The organism is Nocardia abscessus NBRC 100374, assembly GCF_000308455.1.
Taxonomy (GTDB): domain Bacteria; phylum Actinomycetota; class Actinomycetes; order Mycobacteriales; family Mycobacteriaceae; genus Nocardia; species Nocardia abscessus.
The window spans coordinates 1-4,253 of the sequence record NZ_BAFP01000033.1; the positions used below are offsets into that span (position 1 = coordinate 1).

5 protein-coding genes are annotated in these 4,253 nt (G+C 70.8%); 3 read left to right on the plus strand and 2 right to left on the minus strand.

Translation table 11 applies throughout. The annotated features are described in order from the left end of the window. Positions 1 to 49 precede the first annotated feature (49 nt). Together ON19_RS06080 and ON19_RS06085 are read right to left on the minus strand one after the other, a co-directional pair. Positions 50 to 856, minus strand: a complete 807-nt coding sequence (locus ON19_RS06080; protein WP_043688161.1) for an SDR family oxidoreductase — start codon at positions 854 to 856, stop codon at positions 50 to 52. Positions 857 to 865: 9 nt separating this feature from the next. Further along, entirely contained in the window at positions 866 to 1,384 is a 519-nt protein-coding gene (locus ON19_RS06085) for an Lrp/AsnC family transcriptional regulator (RefSeq protein ID WP_043688162.1), read from the minus strand. A gap of 147 nt (positions 1,385 to 1,531) precedes the next feature. On the opposite strand from ON19_RS06085, the gene pdhA reads away from it, so the two are divergent. The 3 genes from pdhA to ON19_RS06100 all read left to right on the plus strand — a co-directional run. Continuing rightward, positions 1,532 to 2,644 (plus strand): pyruvate dehydrogenase (acetyl-transferring) E1 component subunit alpha, encoded by a 1,113-nt coding sequence (pdhA, locus tag ON19_RS06090; RefSeq protein WP_043688164.1) that lies wholly within the window; start codon positions 1,532 to 1,534, stop codon positions 2,642 to 2,644. Then, entirely contained in the window at positions 2,641 to 3,624 is a 984-nt protein-coding gene (locus ON19_RS06095; protein ID WP_043688166.1) for an alpha-ketoacid dehydrogenase subunit beta, read from the plus strand. The genes pdhA and ON19_RS06095 overlap by 4 nt, the downstream gene beginning before the upstream one ends. Before the next feature lie 30 nt (positions 3,625 to 3,654). Further along, on the plus strand, positions 3,655 to 4,253 hold a 599-nt coding region (locus ON19_RS06100), incomplete at its 3' end, for a biotin/lipoyl-containing protein (RefSeq protein WP_174377669.1).

Consider the following 4,253-nt stretch of genomic DNA (forward strand, 5'->3'; position numbering starts at 1 on the left):
GCAGTCCGTCCGCAGCCCGCGCCGGGCCGAGCGGAGGCGAGGCAGCCGCCTAGGCCCGGAGGGCGGCCTGGAAGCGGCGCATTCCGTCGATCCAGCGGTCGTAGTCGGAGCCCTTGTGGCGGTACATCTTCAGCACCTCGGGGTGCGGGAGGATCAGGAAGTGCTCCTCCGCCACCCCGGCGAGCACGATGTCGGCGACCTCGTCCGGTGCCAGTACCGCACCCGCGCTGGTGACGGCCTTCACCGCCAGCTCCGCCTCGGCGGCGTGCTCCGGCGGAACGAGACCGCCGTGCAGCAACCGCGTGTCCACACCCATCGGGCACACGCAGCTCACCCGGATCCCCTGGTCGCCGTAGGTGACCGAGAGCCACTCCGCGAAACCGACGGCCGCGTGCTTGGACACCGCGTAGGGCGCCGAACCGAGCTGGGTGAGCAGCCCTGCCGCGGACGCGGTGCCGATGAAGTAGCCGCCGCCGCGCTCCAGCCACCCGGGCACCAGCAGCCGCGCGGCGCGGACGTGCGCCAGAACGTTGACCTCGAGCGCGGCCGCCCACTGCTGGTCGGTGCTGTCCAGGCCCGCGCCGCCGCCGATGCCCGCGTTCGCGAAATACAGGTCCACCGGGCCGAATTCGGCCTCGGCGCGGTCGATCGCCGCGCGGATCACCGCCTCGTCGGCCACATCCCCGCCGACCGCGACCGCACCTGGCCCGAGAGACTCCGCGACGTCGGCCGCACTCGCCGCGTCGAGATCGGCGAGCACCACGCGCGCGCCGGCGGCGACGAGCCGGCCTGCCAGCGCCGCCCCGATCCCCGCACCCGCGCCCGTGACAATGGCAACTTTGCCCGAAATCTCCATCCCCGCACCCTAGCGGGAGGTCACCGGCCCGCTGCCGGGAAGCCCGCCGGCCAGCCGATCCAGCAGCGGAGCGGTGCGCGGCCCGACCAGTTCGCGCATCACCAGCGCCATATTCGTCCGCTCCACGCCGGGAATCTTGAGGATCTGCCCGGCGATGCGATACAGGTCGTCGGCGTCCCGCGCGACCACCCGCACGGTGAGATCGGTGAGTCCGGTCATGCCGCACACCTCGGTCACCTCGGGCACCTCGGCGAGTTCGTCCACCACCGAGTCCAGCCGGTGCTGGTCGACGACAACCGCGACGAACGCCGCGAGCGGATAGCCGAGCGCGCGCGGCTCGACGCGCCGCTCGAAGCTGCCGAGCACGCCACCGGCCTCCCAGCGGGACAACCGCGCCTGCACGGTATTGCGGGACAGGCCGAGCCGGGCGGCCAGCTCGACACCCGTCGCCCGGGGGTTGGCGACCAGCTCCAGTAACAGCCTGGCGTCGGTGGCGTCCAGGCTGACGCCGACGTTTTCTCTGGTCATACCACGCAGTATGACATCAGCGCGCCCGTCGTAATTGAGCATTCTGCCCATCCACCGGTCGGCCACTTGCGCAGTTCGCATTCGAGGGGATGCTGTGAGGTAGGACACATTCCGTCCCGCAGCGACCTGGTGAGGAGGCGATCACCCATGTCGGCCAAGTCCGAGTATCCGGTGCAGTTGGTGCAGCCGGACGGTCGCCGCGTCCTCGATCCCGAGCACGCCGCGATAGTCGCCGACATCGGGCCGGACGAGCTGCGGGCACTGTACGAGGACATGGTGGTCACGCGCCGGATCGATACCGAGGCCACCGCGCTGCAGCGGCAAGGCCAGCTCGGGCTCTGGGCGCCGCTGCTCGGGCAGGAGGCCGCCCAGGTCGGCTCCGCGCACGCGCTGCACCCAGACGACTACGTGTTCTGCGGCTATCGCGAGATGGCGGTCGCCTACTGCCGCGGTGTGCCGCCCACCGATCTCACCCGGCTGTGGCGCGGCGTCGCGCACCATTGCTGGGATCCGCACCCGGTGAACATGACCAATCCCAACATCGTGGTCGGCTCACAGGGCCTGCACGCGACCGGCTACGCCTTCGCGGCGCACTTGGACGGCGCCGACATAGCCACCGTCGTCTATTTCGGCGACGGCGCGAGCAGCCAGGGCGATCTGGCCGAGGCGCTCGGTTTCGCCGCGAGCTGGAGCGCGCCCGTCGTGTTCTTCTGCCAGAACAACCACTGGGCGATCAGCGAACCCGTGCGGGTGCAGAGCGCGACGCCGATCGCGCGCCGCGCGTACGGCTACGGCATGCCGGGCAAACAGGTCGACGGCAACGACGTCCTCGCCGTGCTCGCCGTGACCAGGCAGGCGGTGGCCAGGGCACGTTCCGGCGGTGGCCCGTCGTTCATCGAGGCGCTCACCTACCGGATGGGCCCGCACACCACGGCGGACGACCCCACCCGCTACCGTTCGGCCGCCGAGACCGAGCAGTGGGCGCGGCGCGATCCGATCGACCGGGTCCGCAAGCTGCTCGAACGCGAGGGCCACTGGGACGACGCGTTCGAAGGCCGTGTCGCCGAGCGTTCGGACGCGGTCGCGCGCGCGGTGCGCAGCGCGACCGTCGACATGCCCGATCCGGCACCGGCCGAGCTGTTCGAGCACGTCTACACCAGCCCGCACCCGCTGATCACCGAACAGCGCAGGGCGTACACGGAGTACCTGGCCGGCGATCCCGGCGGGGCCTCCGCACGAGGAGAAGGAGTCCCGCGATGATCACCACCTTCGCCGGCGCGCTCAACACCGGCTTGCGCCGCGCGCTGGAGGACGATCCGAAGGTCTTGCTGATGGGCGAGGACATCGGCCGCCTCGGCGGGGTGTTCCGGGTGACCGACACTTTGCAGAAGGACTTCGGCGACAACCGCGTCATCGATACGCCGCTGGCCGAATCCGGCATCGTCGGAACGGCTTTCGGCATGGCGCTGCGCGGCTATCGGCCGGTGTGCGAGATCCAGTTCGACGGCTTCGTCTACCCCGCCTTCGACCAGATCGTCTCGCACGTGGCCAAGATCAACTACCGCACGCAGGGAAAGGTGCACGCTCCTCTGACGATTCGCATCCCGTTCGGCGGCGGTATCGGTTCGGTGGAGCACCACTCCGAGTCACCCGAGGCTTATTTCGCGCACACCGCCGGGCTGCGCGTCGTGACACCGAGCAACCCGGTGGACGCGTACTCGATGATCCGCCGGGCGATCGCGCTGAACGACCCGGTGATCTTCTTCGAACCCAAGCGCAGGTATTGGGACAAGGCCGACGTCGACTTCGCCGCGCTCGACCGCGACGGCGGGCTGCCGCTGGACCGTGCGCGAGTGTGCACCACCGGTTCGGACGCGACCGTCGTCGCCTACGGCGGAACCGTGGCGACCGCGCTGTCGGCCGCGCAGCTCGCCGCGCGGGAGGGTCACGCGCTGGAGGTGATCGACCTGCGCAGCCTCTCGCCGATCGACTTCGACACCATCGAGGAGTCGGTGACGAAGACCGGGCGGCTGATCGTCACGCACGAGGCGCCGGTATTCGCCGGGCTCGGCGCCGAGATCGCCGCGCGGATCACCGAGCGCTGCTTCTACCACCTGGAGGCGCCCGTGCTTCGCGTCGGCGGATTCGACATCCCTTACCCCCCGGCTAAGCTCGAGAAGCACCACCTGCCCGACCCCGACCGCATTCTCGACGCGGTCGACCGTTCCCTCGCCGCGTGAGGCGGGTTCGCCGTAGTGAAAGGTGCGCACGTGGAAGACCGTCCGGGCCCTTCGGCGTCCGTGCTGGAGTTCCGGTTGCCCGATCTCGGGGAAGGGCTGACCGACGCCGAATTGGTGTCCTGGGCGGTGGCCGTCGGCGACACGGTCGAGCTGAATCAGACCATCGCCGATGTGGAGACCGCCAAGGCTGTCGTGTCGTTGCCGTCGCCGTTCGCGGGCCGAGTGGTCGAATTGCTCGCGCAGCCGGGTGACACAGTCGCGGTGGGGGCACCACTCATTCGCGTCGAGCGGGAATCGAGCCGCGCTTCGGTCTTGGTGGGATACGGCCCCGAGGAGGAGGCGGCGTCGCGGCGGCGACGGTCTCCCGAGGCGCGATCACACACCGATGCGCAGCCGGGCGAAGCGGACCTCGAGCCCCATGAGCAGGAACCACCGGGCCCGGCGCTCGAGGCAACGCGCCCGGCGGCGACGCCCGCCGCACGAAAACTCGCTCGCGAACTCGGCATCGACCTGTGGTTCGTCGCGGGCTCCGGACCGGGTGGCGCGGTCACCGTCGACGACGTGCGCGGTGCGGTGCCGGTCTCCCAGCCGCGTCCGGCATCACCGGCCGCCGCGCCCGCCGCCGCGGG